Raw genomic sequence first — 21,180 nt, 5'->3', positions numbered from 1 at the left:
CTGTATGATAGAAAAAGAGAGACTAGTTTTGTCATTAGACCTATTCATAAGGAGGAAGATCATCGTGACACAATCAGCGAAGCTGCAAGAAATACTTGCACCCTACCGTCCGTTGTTAGATGAAACGGAAAAACCAATGATACGATTGCAGATGAAACAAGGAAAAATAGGACCATACGACAGCAAAATAGCTGGTGATCCTTACTTCCCCAAAAATGACGAATATCCTGTTGACGGCGAAGGACATCCTATGAAACTTTTGGCACAAATTAATTTCGGCCAGCTGCCAAAGCTGAAGGATTATCCAGAAACAGGGATTTTGCAAGTCTTTATTTCTGTGCATGATGATCTTTATGGAATGAATATCGACCATAAAACAGAGCAAAAAGATTTTCGAATTAAATTTATTGAGGAACCTTTCTTGGCAGAAGAAGAGTTATTGACTGATTTTTCTTTTGTGAAAATTCCAGACGATTTTTATTTTCCTGTAACGAAGGAAGGCGCAATTACAGGTGAATTAGCAAGCGAAACGATCAGTGTAGGAGATTTCCGCTTTGAAAAAGTCACAGGAAAAAACAGCTGGGACCTATTCGAAGATGCAGATGGCGTTAATGGCGATGAAGCAGATGCCCTGCTGGATGAATTTTATGAAACAGCGAGTGGCTTTGGTCACAAATTGGGCGGGTACCCAGGGTTTACACAAGAAGACCCGCGTACCTATGTAGATCAAGAACATACCGTTTTGTTATTACAAATTGACTCAGATGACGAAGTAGATTTGATGTGGGGAGATTGTGGTATTGCCAACTTCTTTATCAAACCAGAAGACCTCAAACGAAAAAATTTCGAGAATGTCGTCTATAATTGGGATTGCTCCTGATTTTGTAAAAAACACTCTTTATAGAGTGTTTTTTTGTGTATGTTTTTAGACTTTTTTGCCTCTATTTCGTCATTTTTGAGAGGTAATTTGTCATTCTTTCTAGTTGACCGGATCAAAAAAAAATGTAAAATCATCTTAAAGTCCTCTTTTTTGAAAATAATAATAACAAGACATATGAATCAACGATAAAATGCTCGGAAAAGTGGAATGTACTGGGGGGTATCAATTGATTATTTCGAAAGTAATTAATAATAATGTTGTCAGTGCATATGATGACGAGCAGCATGAGCTGGTCATTATGGGCAGAGGGATCGCGTTTCAAAAGAAAAGCGGAGACCTAATTGACGAAGAACGTATCGAAAAAGTATTTTCTATTCAAAATAAAGATATATCAGAAAAATTCAAAACCCTGCTTTATGATATTCCAATCGAGTATATGCAAGTGTGTGAGGCAATTATTGAGCATGCGAAAACAACCCTTAACAAAAATTTAAATGACAGCATCTATGTGACGCTGACGGATCATATCACCTTTGCCATTGAACGTCATCAAAAAGGAATGGACATCAAAAATGCCTTGCTTTGGGAAATCAAACGGCTGTATAAAGATGAGTTCAGATGTGGTTTAGAAGCTATTCGGATCATTGAGGACAAGCTGAGCATCCATCTTCCTGAGGATGAAGCCGGCTTTATTGCCATGCATATTGTCAATGCAGAGCTCAATGAGGAAATGCCAAATGTTATTCAAATCACCAAACTCATTCAAGATATTTTAAACATTGTTAAGTATCACTTTCAAATTGATTTGGACGAGGAATCATTAAATTATTTCCGTTTTGTCACGCATTTGAAGTTTTTTGGGCAGCGTCTGTTTAACGAAACACAAATGGAAAATCAAAATGAGTTTCTGTATGAAGTGGTAAAAGAGAAAAACACTGCAGCTTTTCAATGCGCAGAAAAAATTAACGAGTATGTTCAAAAAGAATACAACCGAAGTCTCATAGAAGATGAAATGCTATATTTAACTTTGCATATAGACAGAGTAATAAAAAGAAAATAAATTCAAAAAGAAAGCGTTGACATCACAAAATTAACATGATAATTTATAACTATAAACTAAATAACCCACAATCTTTTAGGATTGTTACTGGTCAAGCAGGCAAAACCTAAATCATTGTCCCTATCTTTGATAAGGCATGATTTAGGTTTTTTTATATCTAAAGACTTATAAAAATTAAATAACGATCAATCGCTATGAAGGATTGTTACTGGTTAAGCAGGCAAAACCTAAATATCGATTAATGTCTGAATCGCTATTTCTCGGACATTAATGGATGTTTAGGTTTTTTCTATATCAAGATGAAATCGACGATTGGAGGGTAACACAATGAACCACAAACAAACAGCAAAAGAAGTGCTAGAACTTGTCGGCGGTGAAAAAAATGTTAAGCAAGTTACACATTGTATGACAAGACTTCGCTTCAACTTATACGATGAAAGCAAGGCAGATAAAGAAAAGCTGCAATCAACAGACGGCGTCATGGGCGTGAATCAAAGCGGAGGTCAATATCATGTCATTATCGGCAATGATGTCTCAAATGTCTATCAAGCGATGATTGCTGACTCTGGCCTATCAGCAGATGTAAAATCAGGCGGTACAGAAGAATCGTCAAAACAAAATGTGATATCAAAGCTATTCGATTTTATCTCTGGTGTCTTCACGCCGATTCTTCCAGCGATCGCTGGAGCTGGTATGATCAAAGGAATATTGGCACTACTGCTCACATTCCAGTGGATATCAGATAAAAGCAGTACGTATATAATTTTAACAGCCATCGGAGACGGAGCCTTTTACTTCTTACCGATTTTACTAGCTGTAAGCGTAGCCAAAAAAATTGGCACAAATCAGTATATCGCAGCTGCCATTGCAGCAGCAGCACTGCATCCGCAGTTAACCGCTTTACTGGGCGCAGGAAATACAGAATTTCTCGGCTTGCCAGTGGTTGCCGTTGTGTACTCTTCATCAGTGATTCCAATTCTACTCACTATCTGGCTCGGCTCATATGTTGAAAGATTCGCAGAAAAATATAGTCCGAAATCATTAAAGATCATCCTTGTTCCAACGGTCACACTTCTTGTCGTTGTACCAATTATGCTCATCGCGGTTGGACCGCTTGGTGGAATTATCGGAAATGGCCTTTCAGGTGGAATTGATTTATTGTTTAAACATGCAGGTATTTTGGCCGGACTCTTGATCGGCGGATTCATGTCACCATTGATCATTACGGGCATGCACTATGCACTGCTTCCAATCATGATCAACAACATTACGTTAAACGGTTTTGACTACATTCTTCCAATGATGTTTGTAGCGAATATGGCACAAGCAGGCGCAGCATTCGGTGTCTTCTTAAGATCAAAAAACAAAACATTCAAATCATTGGCGATGTCTACAAGTATTACAGCTTTAATGGGTATTACTGAACCTGCTATGTATGGTGTGAACATGCGATTGAAAAAACCGTTCTTTGCAGCGCTCATTGGTGCAGCAGCAGGCGGCGTGTTCATGTCGATCTTCAAAGTAAAATCATATGTGGTGTCTGGGTCAGCAGGTATTCCAGGTCTCCCAACATTCATTGGACCAACATTTGTCTACTCTATCATAGGCTTAGTGATCGGTTTTGTCGTAGCAACGATCATGACACTTGTTCTAGGATTCAAAGATGTACCAGTAAAAGATGATAAAAAAGCAGACAAACCAGAAGAAAAAAAAGACACAGAAGCGCTTCAAAATGAAGTGGTACAAAGCCCGCTTGAAGGTCAACTAAAGCCGCTCAATCAAGTAAATGATGCAACATTCTCTAATGAAATCATGGGTAAAGGTGCAGCCATTGTACCAACTGTTGGACGAGTTGTTGCACCGTTCAACGGCAAGGTTGAAACCATTTTTCACACAAAACATGCCATTGGCTTGAAGAGCGACCAAGGCACAGAACTTCTTATTCATGTCGGGATTGACACGGTAAAGCTTGACGGAAAGTATTTCACAAGTCATGTGCAGTCCGGTGATCTTGTACAAGCAGGGGATGTGCTGGTTGAATTTGATATCAAGGGTATTCAGAAAGAAGGCTATGATGTGACCACACCTGTTATTGTTACCAACACGAATGATTATGCTCAAGTTGATGCGAAAACAGATGGAGCGATTACAGGGAAAGAGACACTGCTTACAGTCAGTGTAGAAGATAAAGAGGAGGGTATTCAACATGAACAAGTTAGAAAAAACATTTCCTAAAGGTTTCTTATGGGGCGGCGCTGTTGCAGCCAACCAAATTGAAGGCGCATATAATAAAGATGGAAAAGGCTTATCGACAGCTGATGTATCGCCAAATGGTATTATGCACCCATTCGATGAATCAATGAAAGACCTTAACTTATATCATGATGCCATCGATTTCTACCATCGCTATAAAGAAGATATTGCACTCTTTGCAGAAATGGGATTCAAGTGCTTCAGATTATCCATTTCTTGGCCGCGTATTTTCCCAAATGGCGACGATGCGGAACCGAATGAAGCAGGCCTCGCTTTTTATGAAAAAGTATTTGATGAACTGCATAAGCATGGAATTGAGCCAGTTGTCACCATCTCTCACTATGAAATGCCGCTCGCACTTGTGAAAAACTACGGCGGATGGAGAAACCGTAAGCTTGTGGATCTTTATGAAACATACGCTAAAACATTGTTTACTCGCTTTAAAGATAAAGTGAAATATTGGATGACCTTCAATGAAATCAATGTTGTATTACATGCGCCTTTCACTGGCGGCGGACTTGTATTTGAAGAGGGTGATGACGAGAAAAGCATTCAATATCAAGCAGCGCATCACCAATTTGTTGCAAGTGCTTTAGCTGTCAAAGCAGGACACGAAATCATTCCTGATGCGAAAATCGGCTGTATGATTGCAGCAATGACAACTTATCCGTACAGCTCAAGACCTGAAGATATGTTTGCTGCAATTGAGCAAGATCGTAAAACATTGTTCTTCTCAGATGTACAGGCAAGAGGCTATTACCCAGGTTACATGAAACGTTATTTCCTTGAAAATGACATCAACATTGAGTTCCAAGACGGGGACGAAGACATTTTAAGAAACCATACAGTTGACTATATTGGCTTCAGTTATTATATGAGTTTTGTGACGAGTACAGATCCAAAGGTCCTTGAACAAGTGACTGGTGGTAACTTATTTGAAGGTGTGAAGAACCCATATCTGGAAGCAAGTGATTGGGGCTGGCAAATTGATCCGAAAGGACTTCGTACAACACTGAATCAGCTGTATGACCGCTATCAAAAACCATTGTTTATCGTAGAAAATGGATTGGGTGCTGTCGATCAAGTAGAAGAAGACGGATCAATTCAAGACGATTACCGAATTGATTACCTCAGAAGCCATTTGCTAGAGGCGAGAGAAGCCATCGCAGACGGAGTAGACCTGATCGGTTATACAAGCTGGGGCCCAATTGATCTTGTCAGCGCATCAACGGCTGAAATGAAAAAACGCTACGGCTTCATTTATGTTGACCGTGATAATGAAGGAAACGGTACATTAGATAGAAAGAAAAAGAAAAGCTTCGATTGGTATAAACAAGTGATTGCGACAAATGGTGAACATTTGGATGCATAAAAGAAAAAGACAAACCGCTCATACTGCGGTTTGTCTTTTTTTCGTCTCTGAGGGACTACGCAGTCCACACTTGATCAGCAATCTCAATCACATGACGCAGCTTTTCCCATTGCTGCTCTTCTGTTAACAGGTTGCCTTCCTCTGTTGAGGCGAATCCGCATTGTGGACTCAAACAAATTTGGTTAATATCCACATATTGAGCCGCTTCCTCAATGCGTTTTTTAATCTGTTCAACTGGCTCAAGCTCTCCGTATTTTGAAGTGACAAGGCCTAGTACGATTTGAAGGTTTGGGTTCTTCACATATCGAAGAGGCTCAAATCCGCCAGAACGATCGTCGTCGAATTCTAAAAAGAGACCATCAAGATCTAAGCCGGCGAAAATTGTTTCTGCCGCTGCTTCGTAACCACCTTCAGCTGCCCATGTCGATTTAAAGTTACCGCGGCAAATGTGCATAGTAATCACCAAATCCTCTGGGCGATCAGCAACAGCTTCATTGATTGTTTTCGCAAACGACTCACGAAGTTCATCTTCTTCACGGCCAAAGGCTTTGATTTGTTCGTGGCCTTTTTCAGAAAAGAACACCGCCCATGCCGTATCATCCAGTTGCAAGTAGCGGCAGCCTGCATCATAAAAAGCACGGATGGCTTTCTTATACGCCTGTGCCACATCATGGTGGAATTCCTCTAAGCTGTCATACACTCCTTCTTCAAGCCTTCCACGGAAAAAGAGCATATTCGGACTTGGAATCGTCATTTTAGCCGTATGATCACCAGCGATGCTGTGAAGGAAACGATAATCCTCCAGCATTGGATGATCTGAAAAATCGATCTTGCCTGTTACCTTGATCCCTCTTGCTTTTGTCGTCGTGTTATGGAATTGAATGCCCTGATCTGCTTCAAATCCTTCAACCCCATCGAGTCCTTCCAGAAAGTCAAAATGCCACCATGCACGTCTGAACTCACCATCTGTGACAACCTCTAACCCAATTTCTTTTTGCTTCTCTACAATACGTGTAATTTCTTCGTTTTCAATTTGTCGGAGCTGCTCTGCTGTCAGCGTACCTTCTGCCTTTTGCTTGCGTGCTTCCTTGATGCGTTCTGAACGAAGTAAGCTTCCTACTTGATCTGCGCGGAATGGCGGTTTCGTTGTTTTCTTTCCAATGGTTTGTACTTGTGTCATGCTGAATCCCTTCTTTCTTCAGGTTAAAAAATCAAATAAAAAAGCTCTTCCTTGGATAAGGAAGAGCATCATATACTGTGAGAACTCTGCCTTATCTTCAAACAAGCATCTGCTTGCTTAAGGAATTAGCACCATTCTGTTCCTAGGAACAGCGGTTGCCGGGTTTCACAGGGCCAGTCCCTCCACCACTCTTAATAAGGTTACCTTTTGATTAAATTTTCTTAATAAACACAATTATTCAACGTTTTCAGGGAAAAGTCAATGGTTTTTACAATTTAATTTCCTACATGAACAAGTCAGCAACAAGAACACCAGCAAGTCCGACAAGTGAAAGCACGGTGACCATCAATGTCCACGTTTTAAAGGTTTGAGCCATCGATAGGTTAAAGTATTCTTTATAAATCCAGAAACCTGCATCATTCACATGAGAGAACGTGATACTGCCGGCACCTGTTGCGATCACCATTAATTCAGGGCTGACACCCGTCAGGCCAATCAGTGGTGCAGAAATGCCAGCCGCCGTGAGACCGGCGACAGTCGCTGATCCTAAAGAGACACGAAGGACAGCAGCAATGAGCCAAGTCAGAAGCAGGGGAGAAAGTGTGCTTCCTTGCATGATCCCTGCAATGTATTGATCGACGCCGCTATCAATGAGCACCTGTTTAAAGGCTCCGCCGCCCGCAATAATTAATAAAATCATGGCAATAGAGCCGATAGAATCCGTGATGGACTTCATCACGTCCTGCATGCTCTTTCCTCTTCCAAGCCCAAACGTGTAGATGGCAAGCAGCACTGAGATTAATAGTGCAATCGCCGGTTCGCCTAAAAACTCAGCGGTAGGCAGCAATAGGGAGGAAGGGAAGAAAATTTCTAAAAATGCTCTGAATGTCATAAGCAATACAGGCAAAACAGCGGTGAAAATGCTAATGCCGAAGCTAGGCATTTCTTCTTCTGTGAATTCCTTTGGATTAAATAGGTTCTTTGGGATATGTGCGTGCAACTGGTCTTTTTTAAATAGTTTTGTAAACAGAAGTCCACCTACTAAAACAGCAGGAATCGCTAAAATAATCCCAACCAATAAGGTTTGTCCCATGTTTGCTTGAAAGACATTCGCAATGGCAGTCGGCCCTGGGTGAGGAGGGAGGAAGCCGTGTGTGGTGATGAGAGCAGCGACAAGCGGCATGCCCACATACAGCACAGGAAGTCTTGCAGCCTGAGCGATCGTAAAGACTAATGGAATTAAAATAATGAATCCGGTTTCATAAAATAGAGCAATTCCAATCACAAATCCAGTCAGCATTGTCGCCCATTGGATTTTTCCGATGCCAAATCGGTCAATGAGTGTCATCGCGATACGCTGAGCACCGCCAGAATCAGCCATCAATTTCCCAAGCATCGCTCCAAAACCGAGAACGAGTGCCAGGTGTCCGAGCGTACTGCCAAGTCCTTTTTCGACGGAAGCAATCGCTTCTAGCGGTGTCATTCCTTCTAACACAGCAACAATTAAAGAGACAATAATCAAAGAAATGAAAGCGTTTAACTTAAAGACAACCATGAGTAAAAGTAATAACAAAACGCCAAGTCCAATAAACACTAACGACATGATCTTTCCTCCTTTGTGGTGCATAAGGGGGCGCAAACACCCCTATGCCTTATCCTTCAAGTATGTCTACAGCTTCTTTTAACGTATCCTTTGACCCAACATTTCCCGGGAAAATCACATAAGACATGAAAGGGAATTTACTTTCTTCTCCTGTTTGCCAAACAGGGATCCCTGGTTTGATTTGACCTGCCACGGTCGCACGTCTTACGCTAAGTCCTCTTGTCCCAATATCGCTGGAAGTAATTCCGCCTTTGGCAATGAGATACTTAGGACGAATGGTGAGGCGCTGGACAATACTTGTCACAGCATCACTAATCTGTACAGAGAGCTTTAATTCTTCCTCTTGGCGATCATCCCCAAGATCAAGCCGTTCTCTTCTTGTATAAACAGCCACAGATTGACCTGCTGCCAACAGTGCTTCAGTTTGCTGGATGACGCGATCAATTTCTTTGCGAAAGGCATCGGACTCTAACACGAGGTGGGTATTAAATTCAATAAAAGCCATCTCTTTATTTTGCTCAAGCGCTTTTAATTGTTCTGTTGTTTTTTTTACATGAGAACCGATCATAATGAGACCACCATGCGGGCTTTCTTCTTGTATCAAGTCACCTCTTGTTAATAAGGCTTGATCCCCTATACCGCCAAGTACTTTTGTGAGCGCCGCCGCACTTCTGAACATCAGCTGCTGTCCTGCTTGAATGGCTTCAATGAGAGCGGTGACAAAGACTTTGACATCGTCATAGTCCACTGCGTTTACAACCACCTTTTTGAAATCTTTCACACCCATGAGCTGTTGTTTGATTTGATCGATGCGTAAAGCCCGCAGATCAGCTAACGAAATGTAGGTCGTGTTCTCTTTTGTGAACAATCCCTCTGACTTTTCTTCAATCCATTCTCCTAGATGAGAGGATTGAAAGCCGAATGTACGGTCTCTTGCAAATTCTGTGGCACCAGCAGGAATTAATTTGTGTCCTTCCTGTACGTAATGAATATTGTCGATCGTAAAGCGTCCGCCTTCTTGGAAAAAGGGAAGAAGGATTTCTCCATCGAACTGGCGGGAGCTTTGCTGTTCAATGGTCGTTTTGAGTACCTCAGTTTCAAGCGGAAAGTGTCCGCGAAGAGTAGAATCTCCTCGGCTGACAATGATGAATTCCTGTTTAAGCCGTTCAGCCACCTTTACAATGGTTGCAGCAATTGTTTCGTGTGCAGCGGTAGTTTCTTTCTCAGTCATACTGCGAGAATTAGTCAAAATAAAGAACATGCGGCTCTCTTCAAGAAAACCAGCCTCAATGCTTTCTTCTGACCAATTGGTGAAAACAGAGACGCCATGTACGGTTTGAATCCCTGTTGGATCATCATCTAAAACAATGACTTTATGCTGAAAGCTGCTGAGTGCTTGTTCGTATGCTGATTGAATGGCCTTTGAATCTGCTTTCGGAATGGCATTCAATATGTCAGTGCTTTGCTTCATGACCATCTCACCCTTTCTTTACTTCGACATGAGCCATTTTTTCGTAATATTGAACGATGCCGCCATGATCAAGCCCGGATTTTCCGTCTGCTTTGAGGGCGTGGAAGATTTCAAGCAGCTGGCTAGAAAGCGGAAGAGGAACACCGATATCATGAGCAGTTTCCATGACATTGGTTAAATCCTTTAAGTTGATGTCGATGCGTCCGCCAGGTTCAAAATTTCGTTCTAAGATGAGAGGAACTTTTGCATCGAGAACGGCACTTCCTGCCAGTCCGCCGCGGATGGCTTCATACATCTTATCAATGGCAATGCCTGATTTAGCGGCTAGAACGAGCGCCTCGGACATGGCCGCAATATTTAAGTTGACGATGATTTGATTGGCAAGCTTAGCTGTTGTCCCGCTTCCATTTGTCCCGACTAATACGACCTCAGTGCCCATCGCAAGCAGGACATCCTTCACTTGCTCAAAGATGGATTCTTCGCCGCCAGCCATGATGGCTAGTGTTCCGTCTATTGCCTTCGGTTCTCCGCCGCTGACAGGTGCATCGATAAATTCCACCTGATGCTGTTTGGCAAGAGCAGCTAAAGCCCTAGAGGTTACAGGAGAAATTGAGCTCATATCTACGATGACAGTGCCAGGTGCGGCTGTCGTTAAAATGCCTTGATCACCTGAAACGACTGCCTCTACATGCTCTCCTTTAGGAAGCATTGTGAAGATGATATCGCTTTCAGAAGCTGCCTCAGCTGCTGAAACAGCACCTTTTGCTCCGGCTTTCTGTAACGATCGAATCGCTTCCTCATTTAGGTCAAAAACCGTTAAAGTATGACCGGCTTTTAATAGATTGAGTGCCATAGGTTTTCCCATAATACCTAGTCCAATAAATCCAATCTTCTTTGTCACGTTGTCCGCCTCCTATATAGAAAACCCTTACAAAAAGCGCTTTCTTTTCATTATGTTAGTATATATACTATCTTTTAAATTTAATAGTAGGAAATAAACTATTGTTCACTTAATGTACATGACGTGATAGGAACGTGTCAACGGAAAATATGAAAAAAGTCACAAAAAAAGACCGGAATCAGCTCCGGTCTTTAGCGTTTATGTTTTATTTTTAGCTACGGCTAATCTAGATCGTTTCACGTTTTCAATGGCATTTGATCCTAGCTCTAAAACAGCGGCGACGTATAGTACATCAATGATCACAAGCTGGTTGATACGGGAGATCATGGAGTCCGATCGATAGGTTGTCTCTCTGGAAGAGCTAAGCAGATGAAAATCAGACCGTTTTGCGAGCTCAGATTTCGGATAGCTGGTAATAGAAGCAACCCTTGCCCCCTTTTCTTTTGCAAACTGTACGGCGTCAAGAATTTCTCTGCTTTCTCCTGAATGGGAGATTGCGACGATAAAATCGTGTTCCGTGGCGTGTGTTGCAATCATATTCATCATATGCGGATCACTGCAGAGGCTCACTTCAAAACCAAGCTGCAGGAACTTATGGTAAGCATCACCAGCAATAAAGCTGGACGCACCTGCTCCAAAAAAGACGGTTTTATGTGCCTGTTTCATGTGTTCAATGAATTGTGTGACGGCATGATCCTCTAAAATATGCTTCATATCTTGAATAGAGTTTGTTGTTAACTCTATGACCTTATGTTTAATGTCAGCTACACTATCGGATGCCTCGATCTCGCCGTATATGGATTGAGGTGTATTGGTCGCGATATCCTGTGCAACATGGACACGAAACACTTGATACGATTCATAGCCAATTTTTCTTAGAAAACGAAAGATCGTCGTTTCACTTGTGCTGCATTCAGCAGCGAGAGCACTGATAGAATGAAGCACAACTTTCTGAGGGTTTTGTAAAATGTAATTGGCAATCTTTTTCTGGGTTGGGGACAAACTATGAAACGTCGTCCGAATGTGACTAAAAATATTCTCTTCTATGATAAACACCACACTTCATCTAGCATTCTACATTAAGCATACAGGAACTTATGAAAACGGTAAACAAACCAGATGTGGAAAAATGAAGAATAATATGGAAAAAATACTTCTTTTGGTTCTTTTGTCATGGTACACTCATTTGGTAATAGACAAAAATGGGGGTTTTTACTATGACAATGAAAAAAGGCCTAACGATCAGCCTGCTTATTTTCTCACTGATTGTTTCCTTGTTTGCGCCAGTTGGATCTGTGGATGCCAAACAAGCAAAAAAAGCAAAAGTAAGCACACACTATTATAAAAAGAAAAAAACGTTCAAATATGCACAGGTGAAAAACCTAAGCAAGGCGCATATGAAAACCATCAATCGTGATTTAAAAGAAGATATCGCTTTCTCTTATTCTACTTACTTGTTCTTAAAGGATGAAGCGAAAAAGGAAGGCTTTGGGAAGATCACGTACGAGAGATCGTTTAAAACGAAATTTAACAATGGGAAGAAACTAAGTATCTTAAACTATGACTACATGAATGATGGCAGCATGCATGGAGACACAATGGTTTCCAGCATGAACTATGTGTTAACAAAGAAAAAAACAAAGCAGCTGTTCTTGACTGACGTTGTGAAAACAAAGAAAAAGCGTACGAAAGTAAGAGATTATATTTATAACTACACAAAGAAACATAAAAGTAAATTCTATGCGAACCTGAAAAAAAGTGACATTGAAATCAACTACAACACACAGTATTACTTCACGAAAAAGGGAATTGCTGTTGTCTTCCAGCCATATGAAATTTCACCTTATTATGTTGGAATTCCTATGATTCAAGTTCCTGCGAAGGTATATAAATAAAAAGAAAAACGACCAGATTCAGTGGTCGTTTTTTGCTGTTTATGCAAACAAAAAAGAGCCCCTCATGAGGCTCTTTTATTTGGATTTATACTTGTTTAGGTGCTTCGTTTAGTGGGTGACGGCGTTTTCCGTTGTAGTGGCGGCGCATACGAAAGATTTCAAACTCCGAAAGCTCTGCGCTTTTTCTTTTTTGGGTGCGGTTATCTTTTTTGAAAGAGAATAGTAAGTAGCAGCAAAGTGAAGCGATAATCAATAAAATCATCATATGACATTCCTCCAATTCATCCTATTCTTTAAGTGTAGACAGGGTGAGTGATGTTTATAACTGAAAATAAGCAGCAGAATCGGTTTAGTCCTTAAGGTTCATTTGATCTGCTATTTTAGGTCTAAAATACCGGTTGTTTTTAACTATTATATTTCCAGTTATTTCACTCGTCAAGAAGAATTTTTTCTGGGGTTGTCTCTATTAGTACGAATAAGTGTCATAAAAGTTTCAGAAAATTGTAAACTTTTATTAAAAAACCGTTCCCGAACAGGAACGGTTGTAAACATGTCTATGCTTTTTCTTCAAATAGACGGGCAATTTCAACGATAACTTCGGTTGCTTTCACCATGTTTTCAACGGAAATAAACTCATATTTACCGTGGAAGTTTTCCCCGCCTGTAAAGATGTTTGGCGTTGGTAGACCTTTATATGAAAGCTGGGAGCCATCTGTACCGCCGCGGATTGGTTCAATGACCGGTGTGACTGAGCGATTTTCCATGGCTTCATGAGCTATGTCCACAATATGTTTCACCGGCTCAATTTTTTCTCTCATATTATAATATTGATCCTGAATGCTGAGGGTGATGCTGTTTTCTCCGTAGGTGGCTTTTAAGTCATTTGCGATATTTTCAAACAATGCCTTGCGATTGTTGAATTTCTCTTTATCAAAATCACGGATAATATATTGCAGCTCCGCCTCTTCTACTTCCCCTACAAATTTCGTCAGGTGGAAAAAGCCTTCGTAGCCTTCTGTATACTCCGGAGATTCGTCAGAAGGAAGTTTGTTGTGAAAGAGCATCCCGATTTTCGCAGCGCTGACCATTTTGTCCTTAGCTGTTCCTGGGTGGACGTTGTTTCCTTTAATGGATACTTTCGCACCTGCTGCGTTGAAGCTTTCATATTGCAGCTCGCCAAGCGGTCCGCCGTCAATTGTGTAAGCATAGGAAGCGCCAAAGGCATCAACATCAAACTTGTGCGGCCCTCTGCCAATCTCTTCATCTGGCGTAAAAGCGACGCGGATTTTTCCATGCTTGATGTCTGGGTGTTCGATTAGGTAATGCATAGCTGTCATAATTTCTGCGATACCAGCTTTGTTATCTGCACCAAGCAGGGTTGTGCCATCTGTTGTGATCAGTGTATGTCCTTGGTACTTTTGTAAATTTGGAAACTGTTGTGGAGATAAAACGATATGTAGATCTTCATTTAAGGTAATGTCGCCGCCTTGATAGTTCTCATGAAGCTGCGGTTTTACATTTTTGCCGGTGAAGTCAGTGGCTGTGTCGATATGAGCCAAAAAGCCAATGGTCGGCACGTCTTTGTCTGTGTTAGATGGGATCGTTCCCATGACATAGCCGTTTTCATCCATTGTCACTTCTTGAATCCCGATGGATTTCATTTCTTCAACAAGCTGTCTCGCCAGGTTCAATTGTCCTTCAGTAGATGGGCAGCTTCCTTTTTCTGCATCTGACTGCGTATCTACCTTCACATAACTTGTGAAACGCTGAATCATTTCCTCTTTCATCTATACGTCACTCCTTTTGTAGAATACGTCCATTTTATCACGTCTTGAATGCGCTTCATAACAAGAAAGGCTTTCTCTGGCAATTAGAGAGGAAAAAGACCCACTTTCATTAGGTAATGTGCTGAATGGTTCTTTAGGGTGATTTTTTTAGGTGTCTTTTTATTTATAATGAGGACATATAAAATCATCCATTTGTACGTTAAATTGGGAGGAAGGGGTGCGAAAGTTGGATTCTAGTCAAACGCTGGCACTCGCTCAAAAGTTTCAGGAAGCGGCTGATGAGATTCGGCAGTCAAAGCAGCTGCTGGAGAATCGGCTAAAGGCAGTAGGATCAGGCTGGCAGGGAGAAGCAAGAGATAAATTTGATCAAAGCTTTGAAGAAACAACGGCACGCTATGATCAATTTGAAAAGGATTTGCTTGAAACAAGTCAGGAACTGCGGGATGCAGCGGTCAAAATAGAGGAGCGTAAAGCTGAAATTGCCAGAATGGAAGAGCTTGAGCGAAAGAGAAGAGAAGAACGGAGAGAAAGAAACCGAGAAGGGAGATGATGTGATGGCACGTGACATTGTGGTTGATCCAGATCAGCTGACAGGGCTGGCGAATGATTTTGTAGGCGAGCTGTCAGCCATTGAAACGAAGCACCGCGATTTACATAGTGAACTGGACGGGCTGATTTTAGGCTGCGATCCTCGGTATAGAAGCTGTTTTTCTGGTGTCGGGGATGCATGGGGAGCAGGACAAGCGTTAATCAGCAAATTGAGCAGCGATGATATTGCCATTCGTCATGCAACAGATAAAATGGTCGAAGCAGATGATATATTGCGGAAATTGTACAGCATCTATGATCAATATGGTACACTCACGAGCTTAGCAGGTATCGTGATGATGCAGGCGAAATATTACGGGCTTGGGATGACGACCTTCATTAAAGAGAATGGCCGATATGCAGCGCAGCATTCAAAGCTGCTGCTTGATCTGACCAGCCGGGTAGAAGGAACGAGATTTGACCGGTTAGCAAGGATTTGGCTGAGTAAAAAAGAATTATTAAAACGATCGAACTGGCCGATGGCTGACTTGGTCCATAAGAAATTCACAAAATTTTATCCTGACGATACAGTTGCGTTCACAAACAGTGTCCGTGATTTTACAAAAGGAAGTATTAATTGGAAGGACACAGCTGCGATCAAGTCTGTTCTGAAAAATGGTGCAAGGTTTGCGAAAGGAAATGCCATCATTGCAACAGTTGTCACTGGTGCAACAGAAACAGTTGGCTGTGGATTGAAAATTGCCGAGAACTATGCAGAATTCGGTGATCAGCCAGAAGTCCTTAAGCGTGAAAATGCAAAGGCTGTTGGAAATGCAGTGAACAATACGGTCTTTATCGCTGGCGGTTCTGTCGCAGGTGCCGTTGTCGGCGGCGCTCTTGGAAGCTTTGCAGGTCCGATTGGAACCGTTGTTGGCGGAGCCATTGGTTCAGCAGTAGGTGGATTTATTGGAGAAAAAGTCGCCAAGCTGACATCCGGTTTTGCTGAACAGATGGCAGTGAAATTAAAGGACCCGATTCATGCGGTCGTGGATAACGGGAAAAAAGCATTCGAACTGGCGGGTCAAGGTGTGAAAGCAGTCAATGATACCATTGATCAGGCGAATCAGGTGATACATAAAGGGATAGAAAAAACAAAAGAAACCGCAGATTCGCTCATAAAGGGTGCAGGCGATTTCTTTAAAGGTGCATTTTCTTTTGGATAAGGAGAGATCAAGTTGGATCAGCTAAGTCTAAGTATTGAGGAGCTCATCTTTAGTTTTTACAGTGAAGGCTATTTTGAACAAGGCATGTCCTTAAAGGAAGCGTATTATCCTGATGTTGAGGACGAGCGCCTTGGGTTTTTATTTGAAATTGCGTGCCGTTCTTTGCTCGCAAAAGGTGTACTGGAATTTCGAAACAGACAATACCGTTATAAAGCGGAATACCGTCATTTCATCCAGGCGATGAATGATGCCTCTTACACCGTCAAGGCGTCTAGATTTGGAGATTTAGACGAAGAAGTCAGCACCTCCTTTCACACAACTCAGGCGGGTGTATATGCGCATCATACGCTTTATGATCAACAAGTGCATCAGATTCGTAAACTGAGCGGCGATCAGCAGGCAGAAGAGCAAGTGACAGCCTTTTTCAACATACAGATGAATGATCACCCTGAACCTGTCATCAGCCTCCAGGCAGAGGAATTTGAAATGCTGTTAGAGCAAGCAAGCGAAGCAAAAAATGAGTGGCCATCCTTTCTGAATCAAGCAGAGAATCAAGAGCTCGTGAAGGCATTTGTTTCTGATGTACAGACGAGAAAAGGAAAGATGGATTCCCTCATGAAGGTCGTCTATGACAAAAATAATACGCCTGATGTGGAGTCCATGATATTTGTGATTCCAGGTGAGAACCAATCGTGGCTTGTATCAGGAATAAAAGAAAATGAATTTCGCATTGAGACGGCTCATCAAGACGGGTTCCGTTCTATATTCTAATGGAGAAAAGGAGAATGACGCTTGAATCCAAGTGAAGTAATAGAAGTAAGGAGCAGACCTTTTTTAAGAGTATGGGCATTCTTAGCAACGGGCGGCTTCGGTATCATCGGTATTTGGTTATTTTCAGAAGCTCTTACATTTGAATCGAACTATACATTGTTTTTATTTTTAGGCGGACTTTTAGGTATTGTCTATGGCTGGATCTCCTTTTTAATGATTTTGCCTGCTTTTACGAAGAGGGGAAATGTGATTTTTCGCATTCAGCGCGGAGAGAATGGGGCTGTGATGCATCGGGAGCGAACGATCCCTTTTCAAGATATTCAATCAATCGACATGCGCAGGCATCGTTACAGTATAAGAGGATTTCTTTTCATGGATGTGCTCATTCGGAAAGTAGATGGGAAATTGATCAAAATTCCGGCGTACAGCATTTTAGATGAAGAAGTATTTGAGCAGACCGTCAAACAGGAGATCTATCCATATTTACATCAGTCAGCCCAAGAAAATTGGAGACAGCAGCATGGTCAGGGAGAAGAGAAGACCGACTAAGCTGTTTTTGTCAGAATTCTATAGGGTGAGACGCCACTTTTTCGAAGAAATCGTGTATGATGTCAGTAAAGACTTCGGAGAGGTGATGAGAGATGGATAAAGAGATGGTAATCGACCTCGTCACAGAACAAATGGCACGAATTCGAAAAGAAAAGGATTATACGCAGGATCGTATGGCGGAGGTACTTGGTCTATCGAAACGGCATTTACAGCAGGTTGAAAAAAACAGGCTGCGTCTCAACTGGACGCAATCCGCGGCCGTATGTGCATTATTCAGGGATAGTGACATTCTGAAAGGGACTTTAGGGGATGACCCGCTCGAGATTTTGGAAGTTGTGGCACATGATGAATTACATCTATCAGTAGATCGCACGATTGGCGGAAAGGTTTGGTGGAGGACGTCTATCAAAAAAGGCACGTTTCGCCTTCAGCAAAATGTACTTAGTCAGCATTACCGCATCTTAGATGAGGAGAATTATCGCTATTATAGTTCGTTTAATAAAGAAGAAGCGAAGCGGCGGCTAGAGGAATTAAGCCAGCTGTCTTCTCCATATTGAGATTGGAAAAGGAAAGAGAGGCACCTTTTTGATAGGTGCCTCTCTTTTCTGTGTTTATACTTTTAGAGTGTTTTTCGCCCGAATAAAGGCAACAAGCTGTTTGATTTCTTCATCATTTAGGGGAACGCCGTCTACATGAATGGTGCCTTCTTTTGCTTCCGTCAGTTCAATTTTGATATCAGAGATTTTACGTTGTATCTCTGGCTCGTCCGTTCTACCAAGTAAAAAATCAATGGACGTATCATACAAATCAGCCAGCAGCTTCACTGCTTCAAGCGAAGGTCGTCGGTACCCAGATTCGTAACCGGCATAGGTGCTTTTGGCGATACCTAGGCGATCTGCCGTATGCTGGAGAGACCATTTTTTCTTTTTTCTAAGAGTGGTTAAACGATCGAGTATCATACATGAACGCTCCTTTATTTACAACAACAGTATATCATATTTTGACATAGAATGTACGCGTTATGCGTAACAATTTCTTGATTAATTCGCGTTATGTGACTATAATGGCAATGAAGGTACGCGTAAAGCGTATATTATAGAATAGCACAAGCTAGCTTATAATATGTGTGACAAACGGAGTAATTTTACGAAAGAGGTGGACCTGTTGAAGAAATTATTGCTTTTAACGACTGGTGGGACGATTGCATCTGTAGAGAGTGAAAATGGTTTAGCTCCAGGTGTTAAAGCTGAGGATCTTTTGAGCTATTTAAATGAAATTAATGCAGAATATACAATGGACACAAAGTCCCTAATGAGTATAGATAGTACAAATATGCAGCCTGAATACTGGGTTGATATCGCAACAGCCATTTATGAGAATTATGATCAGTACGACGGGTTTGTCGTGACTCACGGAACCGATACAATGGCCTATACATCAGCAGCGCTGTCTTATATGCTGCAAAATCCTGATAAGCCGATCGTGATTACAGGTTCACAAATTCCGATTACTTTTAAGAAAACAGATGCGAAGAAAAACATCACAGATGCGATTCGCTTTGCATGTGACGGTGTTGGCGGCGTGTATGTCGTGTTTGATGGCAGAGTCATCCAAGGAACACGTGCGATCAAACTAAGAACGAAAAGCTATGATGCATTTGAAAGCATTAACTACCCATATATTGCATCAATTGAAAACCATCAAATTGAATACAATAGCAAAGTAAAAAGAACACCAATGAAACCGCTTAAATTAGATGCATCCTTGAACACAGATGTGTGTCTGTTAAAATTGCACCCAGGCCTGAAGCCTGAGTTTTTAGATGCAGTCAAAAGCCTGTACAAAGGCGTCGTCATTGAAAGCTACGGCAGCGGCGGAATTCCTTTCGAAGGAAGAAACCTTTTAGAAAAGATCAACGAATTACTGGAAGAAGGCATTTCTGTTGTCATCACCACTCAGTGTCTTGAAGAAGGCGAAGACATGAGTGTATATGAGGTAGGACGCAAGATCAATCAAGAATTGGTGGCACGTTCAAGAAATATGAATACAGAAGCTATCGTGCCGAAACTGATGTGGGCACTAGGCAAAACAACAGATCCAAGAGAAGTCAAAAAGATTATGGAAACGCCAATCGCAGAAGATTTAGTGATTTAACTATTCTATAGAAAGCAGGTCATAAGAGATGGTTCAAGCAACTTATCGCTATGAGAAGGATTTTCTTGGTGAAAAAGAAATTCCAGCAGACGTGTATTATGGGGTTCAAACCCTTCGTGCGAAAGAGAATTTCCCAATTACAGGCTATCGAATGCACGAGGAACTAATCAGAGCCTTTGCCATCGTGAAAAAAGCAGCAGCTCAAGCCAATATGGAAGTTGGACGTTTATATGAGGGAATTGGAAATGCCATCGTTCAAGCGTCTGACGAAGTCATTGAAGGCAAGCTTCACGAGTACTTTATTGTCGATCCAATTCAAGGCGGCGCAGGAACGTCCATGAATATGAATGCTAATGAAGTGATTGGAAACAGAGCATTAGAAATCATGGGACATCAAAAGGGTGAATACATCCATTTAAGTCCAAACACACATGTGAATATGTCGCAATCAACGAATGACTCATTCCCAACGGCGATCCATATTGCTGTGCTCAAGCAGTTAGACATTCTGCTTGAAACAATGCAAGCCATGCAGGACGTCTTTCAAAAGAAAGCAAAAGAATTCGATCATGTGATCAAAATGGGTCGTACGCACCTGCAGGATGCTGTTCCAATCCGTTTGGGACAGGAATTTGAAGCTTACAGCCGCGTGCTGAGCCGTGATATTAAGCGGATCAACCAATCAAAGCAGCATTTATATGAAGTCAATATGGGTGCGACAGCTGTTGGGACGGGCTTAAACGCAGATCCTCGTTATATTGAGATTGTTGTGAAGAAGCTCGCTGATATATCTGGTCTTCCTCTTGTAGGCGCAGAGCATCTTGTGGATGCAACGCAAAATACAGATGCGTACACAGAAGTATCCGCCGCTTTAAAAGTATGTATGATGAACATGTCTAAGATTGCCAATGACCTTCGCTTAATGGCATCTGGTCCGCGTGCAGGTCTTGCTGAAATTGCATTGCCAGCCCGTCAGCCTGGATCATCCATTATGCCTGGGAAAGTCAATCCAGTCATGGCAGAGCTCATTAACCAAATCGCATTCCAGGTTATTGGGAACGACCACACGATCTGTCTTGCCTCTGAAGCAGGTCAGCTTGAGTTAAATGTGATGGAGCCTGTTTTAGTCTTTAACTTGCTTCAATCTATTAGTATAATGAATAACGGATTCCGCTCATTCACAGATCATTGCTTAGTGGACATTGAAGCAAATGAAAAACGTTTGAAAGAATATGTAGAAAAAAGTGCAGGCGTGATCACTGCCGTGAACCCTCACTTAGGCTATGAAGCAGCAGCTAGAATTGCAAGAGAAGCCATCTTAACAGGTCAATCGATCAGAGATCTTTGCTTGCAGTACGATGTTTTAACGGAAGAAGAACTTGATATTATCTTAAATCCATACGAGATGACAAAGCCTGGCATTGCGGGTGCAGAGCTCCTAGAGCGATAATAATATCAAAAATTTTATTTTATTAATATGTGGAATTGCCTGTGAAAAAGAGAAAAACAGGCAATTCACTTTCTTTCGAATTGACACACTTTTTTAACAGGAA

Annotated in this window: 20 protein-coding genes and 1 riboswitch; of the genes, 12 read left to right on the top strand and 8 right to left on the bottom strand. The window is 41.7% G+C overall.

Annotation, left to right across the window (positions count from 1 at the left end; genetic code table 11):
• The first annotated feature begins 64 nt into the window (after positions 1-64).
• The 4 genes from ACP69X_RS03965 (at position 65) to ACP69X_RS03950 (ending at position 5,565) form a co-directional block, all read left to right on the top strand.
• Complete coding sequence (locus ACP69X_RS03965; protein WP_426052444.1) at positions 65-880, top strand: YwqG family protein; 816 nt, start codon at positions 65-67, stop codon at positions 878-880.
• A 226-nt stretch (positions 881-1,106) separates the two neighbouring features.
• Positions 1,107-1,940, top strand: a complete 834-nt coding sequence (gene licT, locus ACP69X_RS03960) for a BglG family transcription antiterminator LicT (protein ID WP_426052443.1) — start codon at positions 1,107-1,109, stop codon at positions 1,938-1,940.
• Between the two features lie 327 nt (positions 1,941-2,267).
• Complete coding sequence (locus tag ACP69X_RS03955) at positions 2,268-4,175, top strand: beta-glucoside-specific PTS transporter subunit IIABC (protein WP_411264148.1); 1,908 nt, start codon at positions 2,268-2,270, stop codon at positions 4,173-4,175.
• Complete coding sequence (locus ACP69X_RS03950) at positions 4,147-5,565, top strand: glycoside hydrolase family 1 protein (RefSeq protein WP_041087552.1); 1,419 nt, start codon at positions 4,147-4,149, stop codon at positions 5,563-5,565. The genes ACP69X_RS03955 and ACP69X_RS03950 overlap by 29 nt, the downstream gene beginning before the upstream one ends.
• Before the next feature lie 55 nt (positions 5,566-5,620).
• On the opposite strand, the gene ACP69X_RS03945 is transcribed toward ACP69X_RS03950, so the two are convergent.
• From ACP69X_RS03945 to ACP69X_RS03925, 5 genes are all read right to left on the bottom strand, one after another.
• On the bottom strand, positions 5,621-6,745 hold the full coding sequence (locus tag ACP69X_RS03945; RefSeq protein WP_073978793.1) for a 5-methyltetrahydropteroyltriglutamate--homocysteine S-methyltransferase: 1,125 nt from the start codon (positions 6,743-6,745) through the stop codon (positions 5,621-5,623).
• Between the two features lie 88 nt (positions 6,746-6,833).
• Positions 6,834-6,946: riboswitch (SAM riboswitch) on the bottom strand.
• Positions 6,947-7,028: 82 nt separating this feature from the next.
• On the bottom strand, positions 7,029-8,348 hold the full coding sequence (locus tag ACP69X_RS03940; RefSeq protein WP_342499832.1) for a gluconate:H+ symporter: 1,320 nt from the start codon (positions 8,346-8,348) through the stop codon (positions 7,029-7,031).
• A 49-nt stretch (positions 8,349-8,397) separates the two neighbouring features.
• Positions 8,398-9,819: a four-carbon acid sugar kinase family protein gene (locus tag ACP69X_RS03935; protein WP_269102874.1), complete on the bottom strand. Its 1,422-nt coding sequence runs from the start codon at positions 9,817-9,819 to the stop codon at positions 8,398-8,400.
• A 7-nt stretch (positions 9,820-9,826) separates the two neighbouring features.
• Positions 9,827-10,720: a 2-hydroxy-3-oxopropionate reductase gene (gene garR / locus ACP69X_RS03930; protein WP_426052442.1), complete on the bottom strand. Its 894-nt coding sequence runs from the start codon at positions 10,718-10,720 to the stop codon at positions 9,827-9,829.
• A gap of 198 nt (positions 10,721-10,918) precedes the next feature.
• On the bottom strand, positions 10,919-11,776 hold the full coding sequence (locus tag ACP69X_RS03925) for a MurR/RpiR family transcriptional regulator (protein ID WP_175297110.1): 858 nt from the start codon (positions 11,774-11,776) through the stop codon (positions 10,919-10,921).
• 161 nt (positions 11,777-11,937) lie between these two features.
• Between ACP69X_RS03925 and ACP69X_RS03920 the strand changes: the two genes are divergently transcribed.
• A complete protein-coding gene (locus tag ACP69X_RS03920; RefSeq protein WP_305960560.1) occupies positions 11,938-12,615 on the top strand; it encodes a DUF3298 and DUF4163 domain-containing protein in 678 nt (225 codons plus the stop codon).
• Between the two features lie 85 nt (positions 12,616-12,700).
• Here the strand turns inward: ACP69X_RS03920 and ACP69X_RS03915 are convergent, their stop codons facing one another.
• Both ACP69X_RS03915 and pepT read right to left on the bottom strand, forming a co-directional pair.
• Entirely contained in the window at positions 12,701-12,880 is a 180-nt protein-coding gene (locus tag ACP69X_RS03915; RefSeq protein ID WP_039182574.1) for a hypothetical protein, read from the bottom strand.
• Between the two features lie 289 nt (positions 12,881-13,169).
• Positions 13,170-14,402: a peptidase T gene (pepT, locus tag ACP69X_RS03910; protein ID WP_426052441.1), complete on the bottom strand. Its 1,233-nt coding sequence runs from the start codon at positions 14,400-14,402 to the stop codon at positions 13,170-13,172.
• A gap of 226 nt (positions 14,403-14,628) precedes the next feature.
• Here pepT and ACP69X_RS03905 point away from each other — a divergent pair, with 226 nt between their 5' ends.
• The 5 genes from ACP69X_RS03905 (at position 14,629) to ACP69X_RS03885 (ending at position 18,030) form a co-directional block, all read left to right on the top strand.
• Positions 14,629-14,952, top strand: coding sequence for a WXG100 family type VII secretion target (locus ACP69X_RS03905; protein WP_024427532.1), 324 nt, complete (start codon positions 14,629-14,631; stop codon positions 14,950-14,952).
• Positions 14,953-14,956: 4 nt separating this feature from the next.
• Entirely contained in the window at positions 14,957-16,153 is a 1,197-nt protein-coding gene (locus tag ACP69X_RS03900; RefSeq protein ID WP_041088592.1) for a DUF6861 domain-containing protein, read from the top strand.
• Between the two features lie 12 nt (positions 16,154-16,165).
• Positions 16,166-16,924, top strand: coding sequence for a hypothetical protein (locus ACP69X_RS03895; protein ID WP_041087566.1), 759 nt, complete (start codon positions 16,166-16,168; stop codon positions 16,922-16,924).
• Between the two features lie 21 nt (positions 16,925-16,945).
• Positions 16,946-17,473: a YfjD family protein gene (locus tag ACP69X_RS03890; protein WP_041087568.1), complete on the top strand. Its 528-nt coding sequence runs from the start codon at positions 16,946-16,948 to the stop codon at positions 17,471-17,473.
• A gap of 92 nt (positions 17,474-17,565) precedes the next feature.
• On the top strand, positions 17,566-18,030 hold the full coding sequence (locus tag ACP69X_RS03885; RefSeq protein ID WP_041087570.1) for a helix-turn-helix domain-containing protein: 465 nt from the start codon (positions 17,566-17,568) through the stop codon (positions 18,028-18,030).
• 54 nt (positions 18,031-18,084) lie between these two features.
• Here ACP69X_RS03885 and ACP69X_RS03880 read toward each other — a convergent pair whose 3' ends face one another.
• On the bottom strand, positions 18,085-18,432 hold the full coding sequence (locus tag ACP69X_RS03880; protein WP_039182556.1) for a helix-turn-helix domain-containing protein: 348 nt from the start codon (positions 18,430-18,432) through the stop codon (positions 18,085-18,087).
• A gap of 205 nt (positions 18,433-18,637) precedes the next feature.
• Between ACP69X_RS03880 and ACP69X_RS03875 the strand changes: the two genes are divergently transcribed.
• Complete coding sequence (locus ACP69X_RS03875; protein WP_041087573.1) at positions 18,638-19,627, top strand: asparaginase; 990 nt, start codon at positions 18,638-18,640, stop codon at positions 19,625-19,627.
• 28 nt (positions 19,628-19,655) lie between these two features.
• Entirely contained in the window at positions 19,656-21,077 is a 1,422-nt protein-coding gene (gene aspA / locus ACP69X_RS03870) for an aspartate ammonia-lyase (protein ID WP_041087575.1), read from the top strand.
• Positions 21,078-21,180: the final 103 nt, after the last annotated feature.

This window comes from Bacillus sp. DC4300-2b2, from assembly GCF_049895685.1.
Taxonomy (GTDB): Bacteria; Bacillota; Bacilli; order Bacillales; family Bacillaceae; genus Bacillus; species Bacillus safensis.
Note: the sequence above shows the minus strand (reverse complement) of the source record. Positions and strands in the feature narration are given on the sequence as shown.

Coding starts and splice junctions, on each gene's coding strand:
- ACP69X_RS03900 (WP_041088592.1), top strand. CDS start 14,957: ATGGCACGTGACATTGTGGTTGATCCAGATCAGCTGACAGGGCTGGCG.
- pepT (WP_426052441.1), bottom strand. CDS start 14,402: ATGAAAGAGGAAATGATTCAGCGTTTCACAAGTTATGTGAAGGTAGAT.
- ACP69X_RS03880 (WP_039182556.1), bottom strand. CDS start 18,432: ATGATACTCGATCGTTTAACCACTCTTAGAAAAAAGAAAAAATGGTCT.
- ACP69X_RS03885 (WP_041087570.1), top strand. CDS start 17,566: ATGGATAAAGAGATGGTAATCGACCTCGTCACAGAACAAATGGCACGA.
- aspA (WP_041087575.1), top strand. CDS start 19,656: ATGGTTCAAGCAACTTATCGCTATGAGAAGGATTTTCTTGGTGAAAAA.
- ACP69X_RS03955 (WP_411264148.1), top strand. CDS start 2,268: ATGAACCACAAACAAACAGCAAAAGAAGTGCTAGAACTTGTCGGCGGT.
- ACP69X_RS03915 (WP_039182574.1), bottom strand. CDS start 12,880: ATGATGATTTTATTGATTATCGCTTCACTTTGCTGCTACTTACTATTC.
- ACP69X_RS03940 (WP_342499832.1), bottom strand. CDS start 8,348: ATGTCGTTAGTGTTTATTGGACTTGGCGTTTTGTTATTACTTTTACTC.
- ACP69X_RS03935 (WP_269102874.1), bottom strand. CDS start 9,819: ATGAAGCAAAGCACTGACATATTGAATGCCATTCCGAAAGCAGATTCA.
- ACP69X_RS03945 (WP_073978793.1), bottom strand. CDS start 6,745: ATGACACAAGTACAAACCATTGGAAAGAAAACAACGAAACCGCCATTC.
- ACP69X_RS03920 (WP_305960560.1), top strand. CDS start 11,938: ATGACAATGAAAAAAGGCCTAACGATCAGCCTGCTTATTTTCTCACTG.
- ACP69X_RS03950 (WP_041087552.1), top strand. CDS start 4,147: ATGAACAAGTTAGAAAAAACATTTCCTAAAGGTTTCTTATGGGGCGGC.